The 18812-nt window shown below is 56.4% G+C and carries 20 protein-coding genes; 8 read left to right on the top strand and 12 right to left on the bottom strand.

All coding sequences use genetic code 11. The features are described from left to right. Window positions 1-23: 23 nt before the first annotated feature. Genes eat through eutC form a run of 3 tightly spaced genes read left to right on the top strand, consistent with a single transcriptional unit; the run spans window position 24 to window position 3541 of the window. Window positions 24-1397 (top strand): ethanolamine permease, encoded by a 1374-nt coding sequence (eat, locus tag DC3_RS19045; RefSeq protein ID WP_222594799.1) that lies wholly within the window; start codon window positions 24-26, stop codon window positions 1395-1397. A 3-nt stretch (window positions 1398-1400) separates the two neighbouring features. After that, entirely contained in the window at window positions 1401-2786 is a 1386-nt protein-coding gene (locus DC3_RS19040; RefSeq protein ID WP_246130742.1) for an ethanolamine ammonia-lyase subunit EutB, read from the top strand. Continuing rightward, a complete protein-coding gene (gene eutC / locus DC3_RS19035) occupies window positions 2783-3541 on the top strand; it encodes an ethanolamine ammonia-lyase subunit EutC (RefSeq protein ID WP_146887143.1) in 759 nt (252 codons plus the stop codon). The genes DC3_RS19040 and eutC overlap by 4 nt, the downstream gene beginning before the upstream one ends. Here the strand turns inward: eutC and DC3_RS19030 are convergent, their stop codons facing one another. Beyond that, entirely contained in the window at window positions 3542-4216 is a 675-nt protein-coding gene (locus DC3_RS19030) for an HAD family hydrolase (RefSeq protein ID WP_146887141.1), read from the bottom strand. Between the two features lie 197 nt (window positions 4217-4413). Between DC3_RS19030 and DC3_RS19025 the strand changes: the two genes are divergently transcribed. Beyond that, on the top strand, window positions 4414-6351 hold the full coding sequence (locus DC3_RS19025; protein ID WP_186816127.1) for a VWD domain-containing protein: 1938 nt from the start codon (window positions 4414-4416) through the stop codon (window positions 6349-6351). A 159-nt stretch (window positions 6352-6510) separates the two neighbouring features. After that, on the top strand, window positions 6511-7611 hold the full coding sequence (locus tag DC3_RS19020) for a prephenate dehydrogenase (RefSeq protein WP_146887137.1): 1101 nt from the start codon (window positions 6511-6513) through the stop codon (window positions 7609-7611). Between the two features lie 213 nt (window positions 7612-7824). On the opposite strand, the gene DC3_RS29255 is transcribed toward DC3_RS19020, so the two are convergent. The 3 genes from DC3_RS29255 to DC3_RS19010 all read right to left on the bottom strand — a co-directional run bounded on the left by DC3_RS29255 (window position 7825) and on the right by DC3_RS19010 (window position 8985). Further along, complete coding sequence (locus DC3_RS29255) at window positions 7825-8001, bottom strand: hypothetical protein (RefSeq protein ID WP_186816126.1); 177 nt, start codon at window positions 7999-8001, stop codon at window positions 7825-7827. Between the two features lie 101 nt (window positions 8002-8102). Next, window positions 8103-8444: an RNHCP domain-containing protein gene (locus DC3_RS19015; protein ID WP_146887135.1), complete on the bottom strand. Its 342-nt coding sequence runs from the start codon at window positions 8442-8444 to the stop codon at window positions 8103-8105. A 1-nt stretch (window position 8445) separates the two neighbouring features. Continuing rightward, window positions 8446-8985, bottom strand: a complete 540-nt coding sequence (locus DC3_RS19010) for a GyrI-like domain-containing protein (protein ID WP_146887133.1) — start codon at window positions 8983-8985, stop codon at window positions 8446-8448. Between the two features lie 216 nt (window positions 8986-9201). On the opposite strand from DC3_RS19010, the gene DC3_RS19005 reads away from it, so the two are divergent. Next, a complete protein-coding gene (locus tag DC3_RS19005; RefSeq protein ID WP_222594798.1) occupies window positions 9202-10443 on the top strand; it encodes a S41 family peptidase in 1242 nt (413 codons plus the stop codon). 16 nt (window positions 10444-10459) lie between these two features. On the opposite strand, the gene DC3_RS19000 is transcribed toward DC3_RS19005, so the two are convergent. The 3 genes from DC3_RS19000 to DC3_RS18990 form a co-directional block, all read right to left on the bottom strand. Beyond that, window positions 10460-10825, bottom strand: a complete 366-nt coding sequence (locus tag DC3_RS19000; protein ID WP_146887129.1) for a DUF2493 domain-containing protein — start codon at window positions 10823-10825, stop codon at window positions 10460-10462. Window positions 10826-10896: 71 nt separating this feature from the next. Beyond that, window positions 10897-11175 (bottom strand): hypothetical protein, encoded by a 279-nt coding sequence (locus DC3_RS18995; RefSeq protein ID WP_146887127.1) that lies wholly within the window; start codon window positions 11173-11175, stop codon window positions 10897-10899. A gap of 16 nt (window positions 11176-11191) precedes the next feature. Further along, on the bottom strand, window positions 11192-12790 hold the full coding sequence (locus tag DC3_RS18990; protein ID WP_146887126.1) for an aspartate:alanine exchanger family transporter: 1599 nt from the start codon (window positions 12788-12790) through the stop codon (window positions 11192-11194). 168 nt (window positions 12791-12958) lie between these two features. On the opposite strand from DC3_RS18990, the gene apaG reads away from it, so the two are divergent. Together apaG and DC3_RS18980 are read left to right on the top strand one after the other, a co-directional pair. Further along, window positions 12959-13321, top strand: a complete 363-nt coding sequence (gene apaG, locus DC3_RS18985; RefSeq protein ID WP_146887124.1) for a Co2+/Mg2+ efflux facilitator ApaG/CorD — start codon at window positions 12959-12961, stop codon at window positions 13319-13321. Between the two features lie 84 nt (window positions 13322-13405). Further along, window positions 13406-13966: a hypothetical protein gene (locus tag DC3_RS18980; RefSeq protein ID WP_146887122.1), complete on the top strand. Its 561-nt coding sequence runs from the start codon at window positions 13406-13408 to the stop codon at window positions 13964-13966. Between the two features lie 62 nt (window positions 13967-14028). On the opposite strand, the gene DC3_RS18975 is transcribed toward DC3_RS18980, so the two are convergent. From DC3_RS18975 to DC3_RS18955, 5 genes are all read right to left on the bottom strand, one after another. Then, complete coding sequence (locus DC3_RS18975; RefSeq protein WP_146887120.1) at window positions 14029-15417, bottom strand: peptidoglycan D,D-transpeptidase FtsI family protein; 1389 nt, start codon at window positions 15415-15417, stop codon at window positions 14029-14031. Beyond that, window positions 15408-15740: a cell division protein FtsL gene (locus tag DC3_RS18970; RefSeq protein ID WP_146887118.1), complete on the bottom strand. Its 333-nt coding sequence runs from the start codon at window positions 15738-15740 to the stop codon at window positions 15408-15410. The genes DC3_RS18975 and DC3_RS18970 overlap by 10 nt, the downstream gene beginning before the upstream one ends. Further along, entirely contained in the window at window positions 15737-16603 is an 867-nt protein-coding gene (gene rsmH, locus DC3_RS18965; protein WP_146887117.1) for a 16S rRNA (cytosine(1402)-N(4))-methyltransferase RsmH, read from the bottom strand. The genes DC3_RS18970 and rsmH overlap by 4 nt, the downstream gene beginning before the upstream one ends. 8 nt (window positions 16604-16611) lie before the next feature. Beyond that, window positions 16612-17040 carry a division/cell wall cluster transcriptional repressor MraZ gene (gene mraZ / locus DC3_RS18960; RefSeq protein ID WP_146887115.1) on the bottom strand — a complete coding sequence of 143 codons (429 nt, stop codon included), beginning with the start codon at window positions 17038-17040 and terminating at the stop codon, window positions 16612-16614. A gap of 346 nt (window positions 17041-17386) precedes the next feature. After that, window positions 17387-18812, bottom strand: a 1426-nt coding sequence (locus tag DC3_RS18955) for a glycoside hydrolase family 64 protein (protein WP_222594797.1), incomplete at its 5' end; no start/stop codon positions are given.

The following is an 18812-nucleotide window of genomic DNA, read 5'->3' as shown; positions in this document are numbered from 1 at the left end:
TTTGATTGATGGCGGGGGTACCTATGACTGCACCTCAACTCAAACGCGGCCTCAAGGCCATTCACCTGTGGGGCATTGCGGTGGGCCTGGTGATCTCTGGAGAGTACTTCGGATGGAGTTACGGCTGGGCCACTGCAGGCACTCTGGGGTTCCTGATCACCACCGTTCTGATCGCCCTGATGTACACCACCTTCATCTTCAGTTACACCGAACTGACCACCGCAATCCCACACGCCGGTGGTCCTTTTGCTTATGCCAGACGCGCCTTTGGTGAAAAAGCGGGCTTTCTGGCTGGTCTGGCGACCCTGATTGAATTCGTTTTTGCCCCACCCGCCATCGCACTGGCCATCGGTGCATACATGAACGTGCAGTTCCCTGCACTGGACGCCAAACTGGTTGCTGTTGGAGCCTATGTGGTCTTCATGGCCCTGAACATCCTCGGGGTCACCATTGCCGCCACCTTTGAACTCATCGTCACCGTGCTGGCGATCGTGGAGTTGCTGGTGTTCATGGGGGTGGTTTCGCCAGGGTTTTCACTGGTCCGCTTTGTGCAGAATGGCTGGGCAGGCAGCGACACCTTTTCGGCACAGGCATTCAGTGGGATTTTTGCCGCCATTCCTTTTGCCATCTGGTTTTTCCTGGCCATTGAAGGGGCTGCAATGGCTGCAGAAGAAGCAGAAAACCCGAAGAAAACCATCCCCCGTGCTTACATTGGCGGCATCCTGACCCTGCTCGTGCTGGCTTTCGGAGTGATGGTTTTTGCTGGTGGGGTCACGGACTGGAAAACCCTCAGCAACATCAATGATCCGCTGCCCCAGGCCATGAAAGTGGTCGTGGGAGAAAACAGCACCTGGCTGCACATGCTGATCTGGATCGGGCTATTTGGACTGCTTGCTTCTTTTCACGGGATCATCATGGGGTATTCCAGGCAGCTTTTTGCTCTTGCACGCGCAGGCTTCATGCCCAGAGGCCTGAGCCGCATCCACCCATCAACCCGCACTCCCCACTGGGCCATTCTGGCTGGAGGCGTCGTGGGCATTCTGGCGATTTACAGCGACAGCTTCATCAAGCTCGGAGGGTTGCCCCTCACTGCCAACATCGTGACCATGAGTGTTTTCGGGGCCATCACCATGTACATCCTTTCCATGGCGAGTGTGCTGAAACTCCGCCAGACTGAACCCCATCTGGAAAGACCTTATCGCACCCCCCTCTACCCCATTCTTCCCATCGTTGCCCTGGTTCTTGCTGTCCTCAGCCTCTGCACGATGGTGTATTTCAACCTGCTGATCTTTGGCCTGTACCTGGGGCTTCTGCTGCTGGGATTTGTGTATTACAGTGTCACCCATAAGCAACGTGCCAACCTGACAGACGATCTGGCAGTTCCCCTGGAGGCCTGAACCGTGTACCGCATCAAACTGGGACCCACCACCCACCTCTTCCATGATCTGAAAACCCTGATGGCAAAAGCATCTCCGGAGAAATCCGGGGATGTTCTCGCAGGACTTGGGGCAGAAAGCCAGACCGAACGGGTGGCTGCCCGCCATCTGCTGGCAGAACTTCCACTGGAGACCTTTCTGCAGGAACAGCTGATCCCAGAAGAGCAGGACGAGGTGACCCGCCTGATTCTGCAGTCGCATGACCTGCAGACCTTTCAGATGATTGCTGGAAAGACGGTGGGAGAATTTCGGGAGTTCCTGCTTGATCCTGAAACCACCCCGGAAACGCTCTCTGCCCTGAAGTGGGCCATCACACCAGAAATGGCTGCCGCAGTCAGCAAACTGATGCGCAACCAGGACCTGATCACGGTGGCCCGCAAATGCAGGGTGGTCACCGGATTCAGGAGCACGGTGGGCCTGGAAGGACGTTTCTCCACCAGGTTGCAACCCAACCATCCCACAGACGACCCGAAAGGCATTCTGGCGTCCATTCTGGATGGTCTGTTGCTTGGGATCGGGGACGCAGTGATCGGCATCAATCCGGCCCTCGATCAGGTGGACCGCATCTGCAGCCTGCTCACCATGCTGGATGACCTGCGCCAGAAACTGGACATTCCCACCCAGTCCTGCGTGCTGACCCACGTCACCAACCAGCTTCAGGCCATCGAGAAAGGGGCTCCGGTGGACCTGATCTTCCAGAGCATTGCAGGCACCGAGAAAGCCAACACAGGCTTTGGGATTGATGCAAACCTGCTGCATGAAGCGCACCTTGCAGGTCTTTCCCTGAAACGAGGAACCGTCGGAAACAATGTGATGTACTTCGAAACCGGACAGGGCAGTGCCCTCTCTGCTGAAGCCCACTTTGGAGTGGACCAGCAAACCCTGGAAGCCCGCGCTTACGGACTGGCCCGCCTGTATGACCCGCATCTGGTGAACACGGTGGTGGGTTTCATTGGACCGGAATACCTCTATGACGGCAAACAGATCATCCGGGCAGGCCTGGAAGACCATTTCTGCGGGAAACTGCTCGGGCTCCCCATGGGTGTGGACATCTGCTACACCAACCACGCCGAGGCCGATCAGGACGACATGGATGTGCTGCTGACCCTGCTTGCCGCCTCAGGGGTGAATTTCATCATGGGGGTGCCTGGAGCGGACGACATCATGCTGCATTACCAGAGCACCTCCTACCACGATGCGTGGTATGTGCGGGACCTCTTTAACCTCAGACCTGCTCCAGAATTTGAAGCGTGGCTGGAGCGGTTTCAGATCACCCGGGGAGGTCAGCTTGCTTCCTCTGCCGCAAATCAACTCCTCAGGCTGGCCCTGCCCGATGGGGGCGTGGCATGAAGGTGAGTCGCACCCCCTGGGAGGTCCTGAAGGAATTCACCCATGCCAGGGTGGCGATCAACCGGGTGGGCCACGCCGTCACCACCGAAGAGAACCTGAAATTCCAGCTTTCTCATGCACAGGCCCGGGACGCCATTCACCAGCAAGCCCGTTTTGCAGAAATGCAAGAACAACTTGAGAAAGCGGGTCTGGAGGTGCTGCACATCAGGTCCCAGGCCGCAGATCGCGTTGCGTACCTGAAGCGTCCTGATCTTGGGCGGTCGTTGCACCCCTCAGACGCTGAACATCTGCAAAGCCTGCACCCTGAACCCACAGACATTCTGATCGTTATTGGAGATGGCCTGTCTGCCACTGCAGTGAACGAGCATGCTGCAAGGGTGGCCCTGAAACTGGTCTCTGCCCTGAGCAGCAAAGGCTTTTCCGTTGCACCTGTGGTGCTGGCCTCACAGTCAAGGGTTGCCCTTGCAGATTCCATCGGAGAGATGTTGCAGGCAAGGCTCTCCATCATGCTGATCGGTGAAAGGCCAGGACTGTCCAGCAGCGACAGCCTGGGAGCATACCTGACTTTCCAGCCCAGAATGGGGCGCATGGATTCAGAGCGCAATTGCGTTTCCAACATCAACGCAAAAGGGCTCTCTGATGAAGCAGCCATCCACTCTCTGGTTTTTCTGGCCTCCTCTGCCCTGAGGCTGCAGTTCAGTGGGGTGCACCTGAAAGATGAATCTTCTCGGCATGGGCTGGAAGAAAGCACCTGATCAGAGCACGCCCTGCAACAGGTGGTTCAGACCCGGCACACAGGGAAGCTCGGTGTCCACTGCACGCACCAGAATGCCGCGAATGCCATGCTTCCCGGGTTCGATGACATCTGCTTTGCGATTGTCGCCCAGCATGGTCACTGTTTCAGCCTGAGGGTACTTTCGCAGAACCATCTGGTAGCTTTCAGGGTGTGGTTTCTCAAATCCTGTGATGCCGCTGTTGAAAATGTGGTCAAAAAACCCACCCAGCCCCAGATGGTCCACAATTGTGGAGAGTTCCGGGACATGGTTTGACAGCATCACATGCACGTATCCCTTCTGAGACAGGGCCTCCAGCACATGAGCACTGTCAGGATAACTGTGCCACCTGTTGACATCACAGAACTGACCTCTCACTTTTTTGCTGAGGGTCAGGGCCTGTTCTTTCAACCCCAGCGTTTCGAACAACTGGTGGTACACCTGCTCAATCTGGCTCCAGTACGCATCTGGATGCTGGTTCTCATGTGGGTTCTCCCAGGTGTGCCAGGGAAATCCACTGCTCAGGAGACCTCCTGAATACGGCACCTCTGAGTGGTGCTCCTGCAGGATTTCTTTTGCAGTTGTGCTCCATGCGGTTTTGAAATTCTCTTCCCGGTATCCAAGTGTGCCATCAAAATCCCAGATCAGCAGCTTCATGCTTCCATTCTAGATCCCGCTCTGGACAGGATTTTCTGGTGTATGTACAGGAGGCTGGGGTGTTCATGCTTTGTTCAGGGGGTGTTCAACAGGGGAAGCGTACCTTTGAAACAACAGAGAAATCCAGCGTTCCCCCCCACCAAGAGGCTGGATTTCGGTTTCCCCTGAGGACATCAGGAGGATTCAAGGAGGAGCCCATGAAAAAGTCGATTTCTGCCCTGAGCACCCTGACTGTCGCCGTGATTCTCGCATCATGTAATAACACCCCTGCAGTTCAAAGTGGACAGGACAACCAGATTTCCCAGCAGGCAGGGACCTATCTGGTCCGGGGCACCGACATGGGACCCATGTTCCAGAACATCCGCGTAACCAATGGAGGTGTCGCCTACACAGGTGCTGACGTGCGGGTGAACACCATCAACATGCCCCACACCTCCAGTGGTCTGTATCAGGGCAATCTGGGCTTCGCTGTGGCTGTGGGCAATGGGTTGAGTCTGGATGTGCGCACGCCAGATGGCATCGTGCATGCACAGGACTGGGTACCTGGAGCTCCAGTGGTCACGGCCCCAGTGGCGTCAACGGTGGTCAACTCTGCCACACCCCTGCCTGTCGCGTGGAACAACAGTTATGGCCTCAACCCTGACCGTTTCGTGGTGAGTGCCACCTGGTCCTGCGGGGTGGGATGCGGCACCGGATGGACTTCCCCCGACCTCCCTGGGACAGCGCGAAATTATTCCATTCCTGCAGGCAAACTCCCTGCTGACAAAGCTGTCAAAATCCGGGTTTACGCCTACAACGATGGGACCGAAACGTTCAGCGGTCCGGCTGCTGCTGGTTCCAGAATGGCCATCCGCAACGGCAATGAAGCCGGAATCGACATTTCCACTGCACCCGCAAACAGCACCATCTGCACCAGCTGGGGCGACCCCCACCTGACCACCTGTGACGGTCTGGGCGTGGAATTCCAGAGCACCGGAGAATTCGACCTCTCCATGTCCACGGTCAATCCCTTCCGGGTGCAGGTGCGTCAGCGTCCCTGGGGTGGAAGCAGCACGGTCAGCGTGAACACCGCCGTTGCCACCTCCATGAACGGCTTCAAAGCAGGGATCTACATCGGTGCAGCACCCAACCTGCGCATGGGTCCTGCTGGAACCCCCACTGCCGTGCCTGCCGGCGGTCTGAACATGGGTGGGGGTTACACCATCCATCAGGCAGGCAACAAATACACCTTCAGCTACCCTGGTGGCGAAAAGATGGAAGCCACCCTGAATGGCAGTTACATCGACGTGAAACTGATCCTCCCTCCCAGTGCACAATCCCGCGTTAAGGGGCTCCTCGGAAACTTCGATGGCAACACGGCCAATGACTTTGCCCTGAGAAGTGGCGTGGTGCTGCCCAACCCCATTGACTTCAACACCATGTACACCACCTACGCCAGCAGCTGGCGGGTTCCCTCCCTTGCTGAATCCCTGTTCTATTACGGTGCAGGTGAGTCTTTCGGTGGCTTCACCGTTCCCAACTTCCCCTCTGCCCTGCCTGCCATGACCTCCGTGCAGGAAACCAATGCAAAAACCCAGTGCCAGAACAACGGCGTGGTCGACCCACTGCTGCTGCAGGGATGCGCCATTGACCTGGTTCAAACCGGAAATCCCCAGTTCATCACCAGTGCCAAAACCGCAGCTGCGCCCATCACCCCGGTCAAAATTCTGCTGCCGGACCTGAAAGTGGCCCTCTCCTCCCCAACTGCAGCCCATGCAGGAGAAGACATCAGTTCCCTGGTGAAACTGACCGCCCTGAACGTCGGAAATGGCACTGCAAAAGGCACCCTGACCGCAGGTGCAAATGGTTACATGCTGGACCTGATGCTCTCCACTGACACCGTGACCCCCAACACCTGGGCCATCTACTCTCCCAACTTCAGCGAGGATGTGCTGCTGCTCGGAGGCCGGGCCAGCAACACCCAGGATCTGGCTGCTGGAGCCAGTCAGAGCTACCCCATCGGAGCGACCATCCCCAAAGACACCCCCACCGGTTACTATTACCTCTGCGCCAAAGTGGACCCGGGCAACAAGGTCACCGAATGGCTGGAAAACAACAATGCAACTTGCAACCGGATTTTCATCCAGCACCCCTGAATCCTGAAATTCCACAACCTTCCTTCAGACTGCCCTCCGCGAAAGTGGAGGGGTTTTGCTGATGACAACCCTGCACTTCAAAAATGGTGACTGAAGCCCTCAGTTCCCACCTCCAAATGGCCCTTATCGAACCCTGACAAAAGTGATACATTACCCTGTATGGTGACGCCCAACCCCTTCAAAACCGTGGTGATCGCTGGCGTGGGACTGATCGGTGGTTCGGTCGCACTCGGGCTCAAAGGCCGCTTTCTTGCAGACAAAATCATCGGCTATGACGCCAACCCTGAAACGCTGAAACTCGCACTGGCGCTGGGTGTCATTGATGAGGGTTACGTCACCCCAGGAGACTGGGCGCAGCAGGCCGACCTGATCATTCTGGCCACACCTGTGGGATCGCTGGCGCGCATTGCCCGCGACCTCTCCAGCCACGCCCGTGAGGATGCTGTTTTCACAGACGTGGGCAGTGTGAAGGGAAAAGTCACCGACCTGCTTTCCGACCTGCGAAACTTTGTTCCCGGACACCCCATGGCAGGCAGTGAAAAAGCGGGCGTCACGGCAGCAAGGGCTTCTCTGCTGGAAAATGCCATCTGGGTGCTGACCCCCACCGCCAACACGCCTCTCCCTCTGCTGAATCGGGTGAAGCAACTTGTGACCAAACTTGGCGCCAATCCTGTGGTGATGCCCCCCGATGCCCATGACCAGTTGATTGCCACCATTTCCCACCTTCCCTACATGACGGCCCTGGCCCTCACGCACATGGTGGCCCGCGATGAACGTCTGGCCCTGCTCGCTGCAGGGGGTTTCCGGGACATCACCCGAGTGGCCAGCGGCGACCCCCGCATGAGCCGCGACATGGTGATCAACAACAAAGAAGCCCTCAGGGAAGCCATTTCCAGGTTCCGCAAGGAACTGGACCAGCTCGAAGAACAATTGGACAGCCCTGAAATGCTCTTCGAGTCCGCGATGGAAGGGAAACGCACCAGAGACAGCCTGCCCATCGTGAAACGCAGCCTGATCCCTGGCCTGTTTGATCTGGTGGTCGCCATTCCAGACAAACCCGGCGAGATTGGCCGCATCGCCAACATCCTTGGAGACAAAGGCATCAACATCAAAGACATCGAAGTGCTGGCCATTCGTGAAGAGGGCGGTGCTCTGCGCCTCGGGTTTGAGACAGGAGAGCTGCTGGAACGTGCCCATGCCGCCCTCAATGCAGTGGGATATGAAACCAGACCGAGAGGGCTGGGACAGTCTTCGCTCTAGAGGGGTAAGATCCCCTTGCAGCTCGCTTTGCCTGTTGGTTCCCCCTTAACAAAAGGGAATTGGTGTAGGACAACAGAAATCCCCCTTCGTTAAGGGCGACAGCTCAGAGCTTTAGCGATGAGCAGGGGGATTTGGTCCCAGTGCACCCAGACAAACAACAAGTTCCCCTTGATACGGGGGACAGCTTCGAATGCAATGAGAAGCAGGGGGCCCTTACCCCCGCACCACCTTCACCAGAATCGCAATCACGGCCACAGCCAGTTGCAGAATGCCAATGTTCCTGAGGATCTTGCCACTGTGGGTTCCCTTGAGGGGTCCAGCCACCGCCCAGAAAATGCCCAGTGGCACCACCACCAGCAGGCCCACCAGAAACCAGAAGGCTCCTTCCATGTTTTGTTCTCCTTTGTTCTGTGTCACTGTGTCTTGCAAAGCCTGCACGACACAATAGCATCTGGACCGACAGGGTTGCCAATCCAGATGTGTAAGGCTTGTTAGAGCAAGGGCTCTCTGTCCTGGGTGAGCCGAATGATCAGGTCGTAATCATCTGGCACCGGGTCATCCAGAGCAGCTTTGTTGCGACCCACCTCCCCGCACTTCTGGCACTTGTGCAGGATGATCCAGCCTTTTTTGGCGTTGTGTTCCACCCCGATGGGCTCCATGACCCCTTTGCAGGGGTTGGCCCGGTCTCCGGGCTGGATGTCCACGTGAAGGCTGTAGAGGCAGCGCGGGCAGTGGTTGCGAACGCTTCCGTTCTGCAGGGCAGGCACCTCCAAACCACAGTGGGCACAGGTGAAACCCTGATTGGTGCCCTGAACGGTGAATTTTCTTCCCATGTCAGCAGATGGTCTGGTCTGCACTGGGCCCAGCGCAGGTCAGGGAACCACCACAGCATCCCTGAGGAACCACGGTGAAGGCCACATCCAGAAAAGCCTCGTTGAGGTCCGGGGTGGGGTTGAAGTTGAAGTACACTTCTCTCGGCGAACCTTCAGGCCGCAACCCCTTTGCAGGCATGAGCAGGCGGATTTTGTCGTATGCCCCCATCAGGTTGCCTTCCTGCACCTGATGGTACTTGAGGGTCACATACATTTCCCGGTGTGCACGGTCGAGTTTCAGGGAGATGGCTTCGGTGGTGGGAACAGCCTCCTCCACAGGCAAGCACAGTTCCACCGCTCCGGCTTCATCTTCATTGACGGGTTCGTGGTACAGCACAAAGGGGGCACCTGCAATCTCGGTCTGGTGGGCAGCAGCATGTCCGGCCAGGGTGGTCAGGCCCTGTTGCAGGAAAGCAGGAAGTTCAAAGGCATTGACCACACCCTGCAGGCAGATCACCTTTTGTTCGGGAACGTCTCGGTGGTTCACTCGGTACAGCGACATATCTTTTTACACTATAGCTTTTCTGCAGGATCGAAAAGGGACGTATTGCCTGATGTGCCCTGAATGGTTGAACTTCAGTGGATGATGAAGCTCTGTTTCTCCTCGCCCTGGATTGCCGGTGCATGGGGAGTCACATAGACAGAGCTCCTTTTCAGCTTGACCAGACTGCATCATCATTCATAGGCTGGTTGGGTGAATCGTAAACTTTTGATGTTGATGTTCAGTTTAGCGTTTGGTCAGGTCTTCGCCCAGTCTCCCCTTTGCCCCCCTCCAGTGGAATCCGTTGCCAGCGAGTTTGCTGAGCTGGATGGAACATCAAAGACCCTCGGTGAACAGGCTCGCCTTGACCTGCTCAATCAGGTGGTGAGCACCATCCGTGAAAACCACATGACTCCAGAGGTGGGAGGGGAAGCCTGGACGCAGAAGGTGGAACAGCTCCGGTCCAGCATCATGTCCGCACCAGACGATGCCAGTTACCACCAGCAACTGCGTGAGCTGGTCTGGAGCCTGCAGGACCACCACACCTACTACCATTCTCCAGCCCAGGTGGATCGGGCCACCCAGGTCAACAATGCCCAGGACAGCTTTTATGGCCTCGGGATACAGACCGTCCTGAACCACGAGAACCAGATGCAGATCACCTGGGTGTTTCAGGGTTCCCCTGCTGAACAGGCAGGACTGAAGATCGGGGACATCATTCTGTCGGCCAATGGCAAGGCATGTCCATCCTCCAATGACATCAGAGGACCCGAAGGCACCAGGGTGGTCCTGGACGTTCAGTCACCTGGGGTTCCTGTGCGCAAACTCACCGGAATTCGGGGCATGGTCCGGGCCCATCAGCCACTGATGGTGACTCGCCTGCAGAAAGAACCCGGCATTCTTTACATTCGCATAGACAATTTTAAGGAAACGGCGATCAGCATCGCTCTGCGCCGCAAGCTGACCGATCAGGTCAGAGGTGGCGAAACCAGGGGGATCGTACTGGACTTGCGCAACCATGAAGGTGGCTTGCAGTCTGAAACCAGCCATTTTCTGAGTGCCTTCCTGCCGGATGGCCAGACCCTTTCCATCCAGAAAGGACGGGGTGGAGCAGAGCGGCGATACACCGCATCCATCCTGCCTGGAGATCCAGATCCCCTGGACCTTCCCATCGCCATTCTGATCAGCGATTTGACCGCCAGTGCAGGGGAACACATTGCTGCATTGCTTCGCCAGCAAAAAGGGGCTGTGCTGCTGGGTCAACCCACAGCCAATGCTCTGTTGAGCGCAAGAGCTTATGATTTGCCATCCTATGGTGCACGGGTGTGGGTCAGCTTTGAACAGCTCTTTTTGCCCGATGGCACCCCTCTGGGTTTGAAACCTGTTGAACCCGACATCGTTCTGCCCAAAACCCCCATCCTCCTTCCAGATCAGGATGAAGCGGTGACCCGGGCAATGGAGGTCTTGCTCAAACGCTGATCAGGATTCCAGTGCTTCATGCCTCTCCAAGTTTCCCGCTCCACTGCACCTCATGCACAGGTTTTCCCCTCCTGCGCATTTCCTGCATGATGCTCCAGCTTCCCTTGGTTCCGTGGTGCAGGCAGATGAGGGCATCCGCCTGATCGGCCATGCTGGAATTGCGTTTTGCCGCTGCTGACTTTGTGGGGTCTGCTGGCTCTCTGGCGAACACCAGAATCGGAATCTGATGCTGCCCGGCCCACTTTGCAGCCAGTTCGGATACGCCGTCATCTCCGGTGACCAGCACTGCTGTGATCTCAAAACCACTCTCCTCAATGGCCTGACAGAGGTCCTGCAAAACAAAATGGTCGTGGTCTCTGGAGCCAGCAATGATCACCCGCATGCCCCAGTGTATTTCAGCAAAAGAAGTGGGGCACCTGGAGGTGCCCCATGTGGGCCTTCAATGGAGAGGTGTCACGCCTGAAAGTGCTCCAGTACGTATCGCATGGTCTGAGGAGGGCACCTGGGATCGCGCACCACGAACCAGTATTCATCTGGCAACTCCAGAATCCGGAAGGACTGGTGGTCGTATTCGAAGTCGAGGAACACATCTTCGAGTTGTTCGGTGACCAGTGCCATCAGGCGTGCTCCCGGCAGTGTCTTGAGATGCAGATGAAGTTGCAGTGGATATGCACCTCTGGGGAGGATGGCGAAGCGTTTGGCTCCCCTGGGAATGTAATCGTGCCCTGTCATACCTTTGCCTCCTGTCTCAGAACAGCAGCAGCACCTGCACCAGGATGATCTTCATGATCATCGCAAGTGGGTACACGCTGGCGTAACCGATGTTTGGAGCATCGTTCTGGGTCTGTTCATTGGCGTAGGCCAGCACGGCAGGTTGTGTCTGCTGTCCTGCCATGACACCCAGCAGGATGCTCATGGGGATTCTGAGTACCTTGTATCCTATGGTAAGGGTCAGAACAGCGGTCAGGACAGTGACAAGCGCCCCGGTCAGGAAGATGTAGAGGCTCTCGGTTCCATTGAATTGCGAGACGAATTTGTATCCACTGCGCACCCCCACGCCAGCGAGGAACAGCACCACACCGATCTGCCTGAGGGTCAGGTTGGCGCTGTAGGGCACCGTCCAGACCAGTTTTCCAGTGCGGCCCAATGCACCGAAGATCAGGCCCACGATCAGGGGTCCACCTGCGATCCCGAGTTTGAAGGTGCCGCCTCCAGGCAGGGGGAACTGGATGGTTCCGAGCAGGAGCCCGATGCACAGGCCCAGGCTGAAGGTCAGCAGGTTGATTTCTGAGAGGTGTTTGTAGGAGTCCCCGAAGAACTTGGCCACCCCGGCGAGGTTGGCACGTTCCCCGAGCACCCGCACCCGGTCTCCGAGTTCCAGCACGGTATTGGGGGTGGGAACGATGTCCTTATCGCCCCGACGAACCCGGGTCACGATCACGCCGTACTGTTTTCTGAGGTTGAGGGCACTCATGGGTTTGCCCACTGCGAAGTCACTTGACACGAAGATGCGCCTGAAGTCAAAGTGGCTGCGATCCACTTCCAGCATTTCATCGCTGGGTGTCCCAAGGACTTTGACCACGATTTTCACGTCGTCGGGGGCACCCACCACTGACACAATGTCGTTTTTCTGCAGCACGAGGTCGTCATAGACGATGTGGACTTCACCCTGTCTTTTCACACGGGCGAACATCACGTTCCAGTGGTTGTCCTGAAGCAGGTCCCGCACGTTGCGCACCTGGTTGTCTCTGACCACCACGGCCTGCGTAACGAGTTCCTCCACCTGCATGTGCAGGTCTCTGGCTTCCTGTTTGTAATTGATTTTGAAAACAGATTTGAGGATGTGGGCGACCAGCAACACACCAATCACACCCATGGGGTAGGCCAGTGAGTACCCGATCACGGGATCACCAATGTCCGTCTGGTTTTTGGTGGCTTCGAGCACCGCTGCAAGTGCCGGGGTGTTGGTGAGGCTTCCTGCGAACAGACCCGCCATCACCCCTTCTTTGAAGCCGAAAGCCTTGCTGATCAGAAACACAAGCACGGGAGCCAGAACCAGAACCCCGGCCACCAGCACGTTGTATTTCACACCAGAGCCTTTGAGTGCGGCCACAAAGTGGGGACCACTGGCCAGGGCGATGGTGTAAACGAAGAGCACCAGACCCATTTCGTAGATGCTGGGGTCCAGTTTGATGTCCGGGCTGAATGAACTGACGATCAGTCCTGCAAACAGGACACCTGCAACCCCAAGGCTGAAACCAGCAATGCGCACCCGTCCAATCAGGTACCCGAGGGTTGCGACGATAAACACCACCAGGATGGGGTTTTCGCTGAGCAAAGAAATCATAGGGATAACCGCCTTCTGTGTTTGAGGCTTCTCTGCTCCGGGGTGGCCCACTGCCCTCCGGTGGAGAAGCTTGCTAACCTCAGTAACAATATGTCACATGTACACCAAATAAAAGTCCCGCCCGGTGTGAAACCTGACGGTGAAAAAAGGTATACCATGGTTAGAAGCATGAGTGTCATTGTGCAAGTTACACCAGAGTTCCGACCCGACGCGTCCAGAACGGGTCTTTATGTTTTTTCCTATCACATCCGTCTGGAAAACCTGCTTCCAGTGCGCATTCAACTGATGGCCCGTCACTGGGTCATTGAAGAGGCACAGGGAGAAACCACCGTGGTGGAAGGTGAGGGTGTGATTGGGCTGCAACCCGTGATCGAGAGTGGTGCTTCTTTTGAATACAGCTCCTGGGTACAGGTAAAGCGCCTTCCTGCCTTCATGCGAGGCCATTACCTGTGCCTCAATGCTGAACATGAACCTTTTCAGGTCAACATTCCGATGTTCACTTTGAGACTTCCTGGAGAAGTGCTCAACTGAAAGAACTGGCACAAGAGACAAACAAAGCTAAATTCATTATGAGAACTTCACGTGATATTGTGAATCTGGAAGGGCAGGGAAGCCATGAAGCCTATACACACCACCCTCGTCATGTTGCTCCTCGGCAGTGCCAGTGCACTGAATCTGGAAGGCACCCTCAAAACACCAGTCAAGGGGAATGCCAGACTGGGCGTTTTTGTGGTGAACCCCTCAGGTACCCCCCAATACGAATGGAGCAGCACTGCCCTTTCAGGCAGCACCTTCTCCATCCAGTTGCTCGATGATCCCCCCACCAGAGGTCTGTGGTCCCTCTCTGCGGACACCCTGACCTGGCCGGGCGTGGTGGGCAATGTGAAAATCAGTGGCACCACCGCCACCACCGAGCTGAAACTCTTCACCTATCTGGATGCAGATGGCAACAAAAAACACTCCAGCAACGAAAAACTGCTGGACACCAGCCTGATGTCCGGCAAGGCCAATGTGGTGATGGTGTACGTGGAGGACGGCACCACCATCACGGGCGAAAAAGGCCTGAATGTGGTCCTGAAACCCGGCTGGAATCTGGTGACCCTTGCAGGTGGGAAGACCCTCACCACACAGGTGTTGCAGAACATCAAAGATGCTGCTGTGATGGTGCTGGAGTAACCGTCACAGCAACCGTGAATCAAAAAGACCCGCATCTGCGGGTCTTTTCTGTGTCAAAAAATTCAGGGGTTGGGGTTCTTGCGGGCTTCTTTCTGCTCTTCCATCACTTTCCATTCGGGAGGCAGACCCCAGGCAGAGAGCATTTCGGCAGCAACATCCCGGAAGATGGGGGCAGCAAGTTGTGAGCCGTGATGGTTCTTTTTGGCCCCGTGCACCATCACCACCATGGTCACTCTGGGCTGGTTGCTCGGGAAAAATCCTGCGAACACACTGTTGTAAATCTCGCTGGAGTAACGGCCATTGACCACCACCTGTGCCGTGCCCGTCTTGCCTCCCAACTGGTATCCGGGAACACTGGCAGCAGTGGGAATGCCCTCTTCAATCACCGAACGGAGCATGTTCCGCATGGTGCGAGCAGTTTCTGGGCGCAGCACTTCCCTTTCTTCACGGATGCGGTCTTTGCTGACCAGATAGGGCGCGATGTAACGTCCCTCGTTTGCGATGACATTGTAAGCTGCTGCCATCTGCAGGGTGGTGGTGGTCAGGCCCTGCCCGAATCCCATGTTGACCTTCTGGATCAGCTTCCAGTTCTTCCAGTTGTACAGAATTCCATCCTGAGTGGGGATGTTTTCCAGCGGAACTTCCTGTCCAATCCCGTAGGCTTTGAAATAGTTGTACATCTGCTCGTTGCTGTAGTCCTCCACCATGTGGCTGATGCCCACGTTGCTGGAGTACCTGAGCACATGGCGGGTGTCCAGTCTGGGGGGGTGGAACACGGAATCGTGAATGGTTGCCCCACCGACCCTGCGGGCCATTGGGGTGTCAAACCAGGTGTTGGGGGTGAGCCTGCCATCGTTGAGCACGGAGGCAATGGTCAGGGCCTTGACCACACTTCCAGGTTCGTAGGTGTCCATGAAGGGACGGTTCTGCCACTGTTTCTGGAAATCAGGGTATTCACGCCACTTGTTGGGATCAAATGTGGGCCAGCTTGCTGCTGCCAGAATCTTGCCTGTGTGGGTGTCAAGCACCACAGCGCTTCCATATTCGCCCATGTTTTCGGTGGCCTGCTTGTGCAGGTGGGATTCCAGAATGCTCTGCACCCAGGGATCAATCGAGACCACCACATCCCGGCCTGAACGCAGTTCTTCCTCGTAGAACAGTTCCAGTCCAGTCAGACCTCTGTCTTTGCCCATCACCCCAATCAGTTGGCCTGCCAGGGTTTTTTGTGGGTAGATGCGTTTGACCTCTCCGTAATTTTCGCCCCGGATGGTCTGCGCGAGAATGGTTCCATCTTCGGTGAGGATGCGCCCACGCAGAACGTCGGGGTCCAGCATGGGCTGGGTGGGCATGTGCCATTCCAGTTTGGCGTACGCAATCACCAGGATCATGAACATGAAAATGCTGAATCCCAGCAGGACTCGGGAGCGGATTTTGATGCGTTTCAGTTCCACTGGGTCTCGACCTCCAGAGGTTTGGGTTGCGGCAGGGTGAGGGTCTCCTGTGAGGGTGCCTCAAAGTCGGTGGGTTCTTTTTTCGCCTTTGAGAAGGGAATCATGCCGTTTTTGACGGCCCATTCCCGGATGCGCACCGGACTGGTCAGGGACTGCAGTTCAATGGACAGGTTGCTGCGTTCGTTGTAAAGCTGTTCTTCCTGGTCCTGCAGCTCGGTGATCCGGGTGGGCAGGTCCCGCTGGATGTACCGCCAGGCCACAAGCACTGTGGCCAGAATGAAGTACACCAGCATGTATCGAACCGCCCGGTCCTGCCAGCTCACTGTCCATCCTCCTCCGTTCGTTCTGCCACCCGCAGTTTGGCGCTGCGGGATCTGGGGTTGTGCTCCAGTTCTTCTTCGGTTGCTTCCAGGGGCCTTTTGGTGAGGGGTTTGAACCCGTTGTTGCCTTTGACAAATTGCTTCACGATGCGGTCTTCCAGACTGTGAAAGCTGATCACAGCGAGGCGACCACCGGGTTTGATGAGGGTTTTTGCGGCCTGCAGGCCATCTTTCAGGGCACCCAGTTCGTCATTGACGTGGATGCGCAAGGCCTGAAAACTCCGTCTGGCCGGGTGGATGCCCCGGGCATGCTGTCCGGGGTAGGCCCGCTTGATGATTGCAGCGAGCTCGGTGGTGGTTTCGATGGGTTTCTTTTGACGTGCCTCTACAATGTAACGGGCGATCCGGCGGCTGTGACGCTCTTCCGCGTACTCGTACAGGATGGCGGCAATGTCTTCAAGGTCGTATTCGTTGATGACTTCAAAAGCAGAGAGGCCATCCTGGCTCATGCGCATGTCCAGCGGGGCCTCCTCGTGGTAAGAGAAGCCTCTGGAGGCGTCGTCCAGCTGAAAACTGGAAACGCCAATGTCCAGCAGAATGCCATCCACCTGTGATACACCGGTGTCCTGCATCAGGTCCACCATGTCCCGGTAGTTGCCTTTCAGAACGGTGAGACCGGGAAGTTCGGGGGTGCGGGAGGTGACAAAAGGGTCCTGATCGATGCCGTACACCTGAGCGCCCTTTTCAAGCAGCAGTCGGGTGTGACCTGCCCCACCAAGGGTTCCATCAATGAACACCTTGCCGGGCCGGGGGTCTAGACCCTCCACCACTTCTTTTGCCAGGACGGGAATGTGACTGTAATCCATGATGCTCCTCAGGCGATGAAGTTCTCCAGCAGCTCGGGTTTGGGTGGCGAGGTCTGCACCTCGGAAAGCACCTCATTCCAGCGCTGCGGGTTCCACAGTTCCAGACGGTTCGGCGCCCCGGCCACCACCACTTCTGTTTCCAGAGCGGCAAACTGGCGCAGGGGCTGCGGGATCGAAAGTCTGTACTGGTTGTCGAGTCTGTTCTTGCTTGCCCCACTGTAGAAAAACCGCACGAAGGATCTGGAGGGGGCGTCTGTGAGGGGGAGCTTTTCAAGCTGCTCCTCGAGGCGCTTCCAGACATCAAGCGGAAAAACGTAGAGACAGCCTTCCATGCCACGGGTGATGATCATTCCATCTTCAACGAATTCACGAAAGGCAGGAGGAATCACCACTCTACCTTTGTCGTCCATGGCGTAATCGTACTCTCCGAAGGGCATGTCAGCAGATCTCCACTACCCCTGCTGCAACAGGAGTGAGTTGAGTGACGTGTTATCTTTGTGTCACCTAAGCATCAAGCTACCACACTTCCCCACCTTTTACCACAATTCCCCACCTTCTCCCCCACTTCTCCCCACTTTCATGAATTTTCCCCCCCACAGCGCCCCACTGGCCTCCCTTGAAGGTGCTGTTTTCCCACCCATCTCCCCTTTGCAACAAAACCTGCATCGGACATGCTTGGCCTTTCATAAAATCAAGAAAAAGGCCACATCTCCCTTTCCAGACAACAAAAAAACTCCAGAGGGAATTGCCTCTGGAGGTCCAAAGTGTTTTCAAACCCTGCTTTTACCAGCCCACACGCACAATCAGGCCTTTGGGGTCTCCCACTTCCAGGTAAGCGGCCTGCTGGTTCACGTCATCATAGGCGAAACCGTAAGCCAGTTTGTTGTAGCTGTGGTCATGCCAGAATCTGGCGTAATAATTCGCTGGACCAGCCAGATAGTACTGGGAAGGGGTGTTCCAGGCAGATGGATTGTGGTAGATCCGTCTGTTCACAGCTGCACAGGCTGCTGCGTTGGCAGCATTGCCGTTGCACAGGAAGATCTCCTGGGTGGTGGGCTTGGTCGCTGTGGTGGTCCAGTACTGGTTCACATAACTGGCGAAATAATTGGCCTGACTGCCTCCAGCTTTGAAATTGCCAAAGATCGGAGCCACAATGCGGTAGGGGGCTTGCAGGGTCCCGAGGTGCTTGAACTCTGCAGGCACCTCATTCTGGTACTTGGTGAAGAGGCCCGAGCGGGTTTCACTCTCCAGTTCTCCCACGGTGCGGTCAAAATTTCCTGCTCTGTTCACCAGACGGTGCTGGATGGGAAAACCAAAGCCATCCACACGGGTGGTGTTGCCGTGGTATCCGGTGGCATCCACCGTAAATTCAATGAAATCAAAGTAGATGTTGCGGTTGGGGTCGGTGGGGTTGTTGATGTCCGGTCCTGCAAAACCATTGTCGAAGGTCTTGATGTAGCAGGGGCTGCCGACGCACAGGAACATCCGTCCAGAGGTGATGCGGGGCAGGCTCACCCAGTTGGCCTCGCTGATGCGGGTGTAGATGTTGGCGTAATTCACGCCGTTTTTCACCAGGCGGTTGGAGGCATCATTGAGGGCAGTGCTGATGGGCTGCAAAACGCCATTGCGGTCCAGGTAACTCCAGCGTCCATTGGCCGGGTTGATGCCCAGCACACCCCAGTAGATGTTGCTGTCTGCATAGGCTCCGTTGGTGCCGTTGAGCACTTTAAACGTCATCACCCCGCTCCCTGTGGGTACTGGTATGGAAGAAGCTGCCACAGAAAAGATGGAGCCCGAGGTTCCAGTGGGTGGCGGATTGGTTGTGCCGCCCACCGTGTAGGAAAATTGCGGTGTGTCATAGGCAGGGGTGCCATTGTTGTAGGTGAAATTGTAGGTGATGACGTTGCCACTGGCCACAGTCAGGGTTCTTTCATATCGGGCCGAGGCACTGTTGTAGGTCATGCGGAAGTTCTGCTGGGTCCCGCCATTGACCCTGTAGTGCACATCCACCCAGCTGGTGTTCACGGAGGATTTGAACCAGATGGTGGCTGTCGAACCCGAAACACTCACCCCCTGGGTGTAGTCGGCGTTGGGAATGATGGTGCCCGCAGATGGGTTGCTCCCTGCTTGTGGGGTATGCTGACCACATGCGGCCAGAGCGAGGGTGAGGGTGGCAAAAAGCAGGGTGACATGTGAGGTTTTCATGATG

The sequence above is a fragment of the Deinococcus cellulosilyticus NBRC 106333 = KACC 11606 genome (assembly GCF_007990775.1).
Taxonomy (GTDB): Bacteria; Deinococcota; Deinococci; order Deinococcales; family Deinococcaceae; genus Deinococcus_C; species Deinococcus_C cellulosilyticus.
This window is presented reverse-complemented; position numbering and strand designations above follow the sequence as displayed.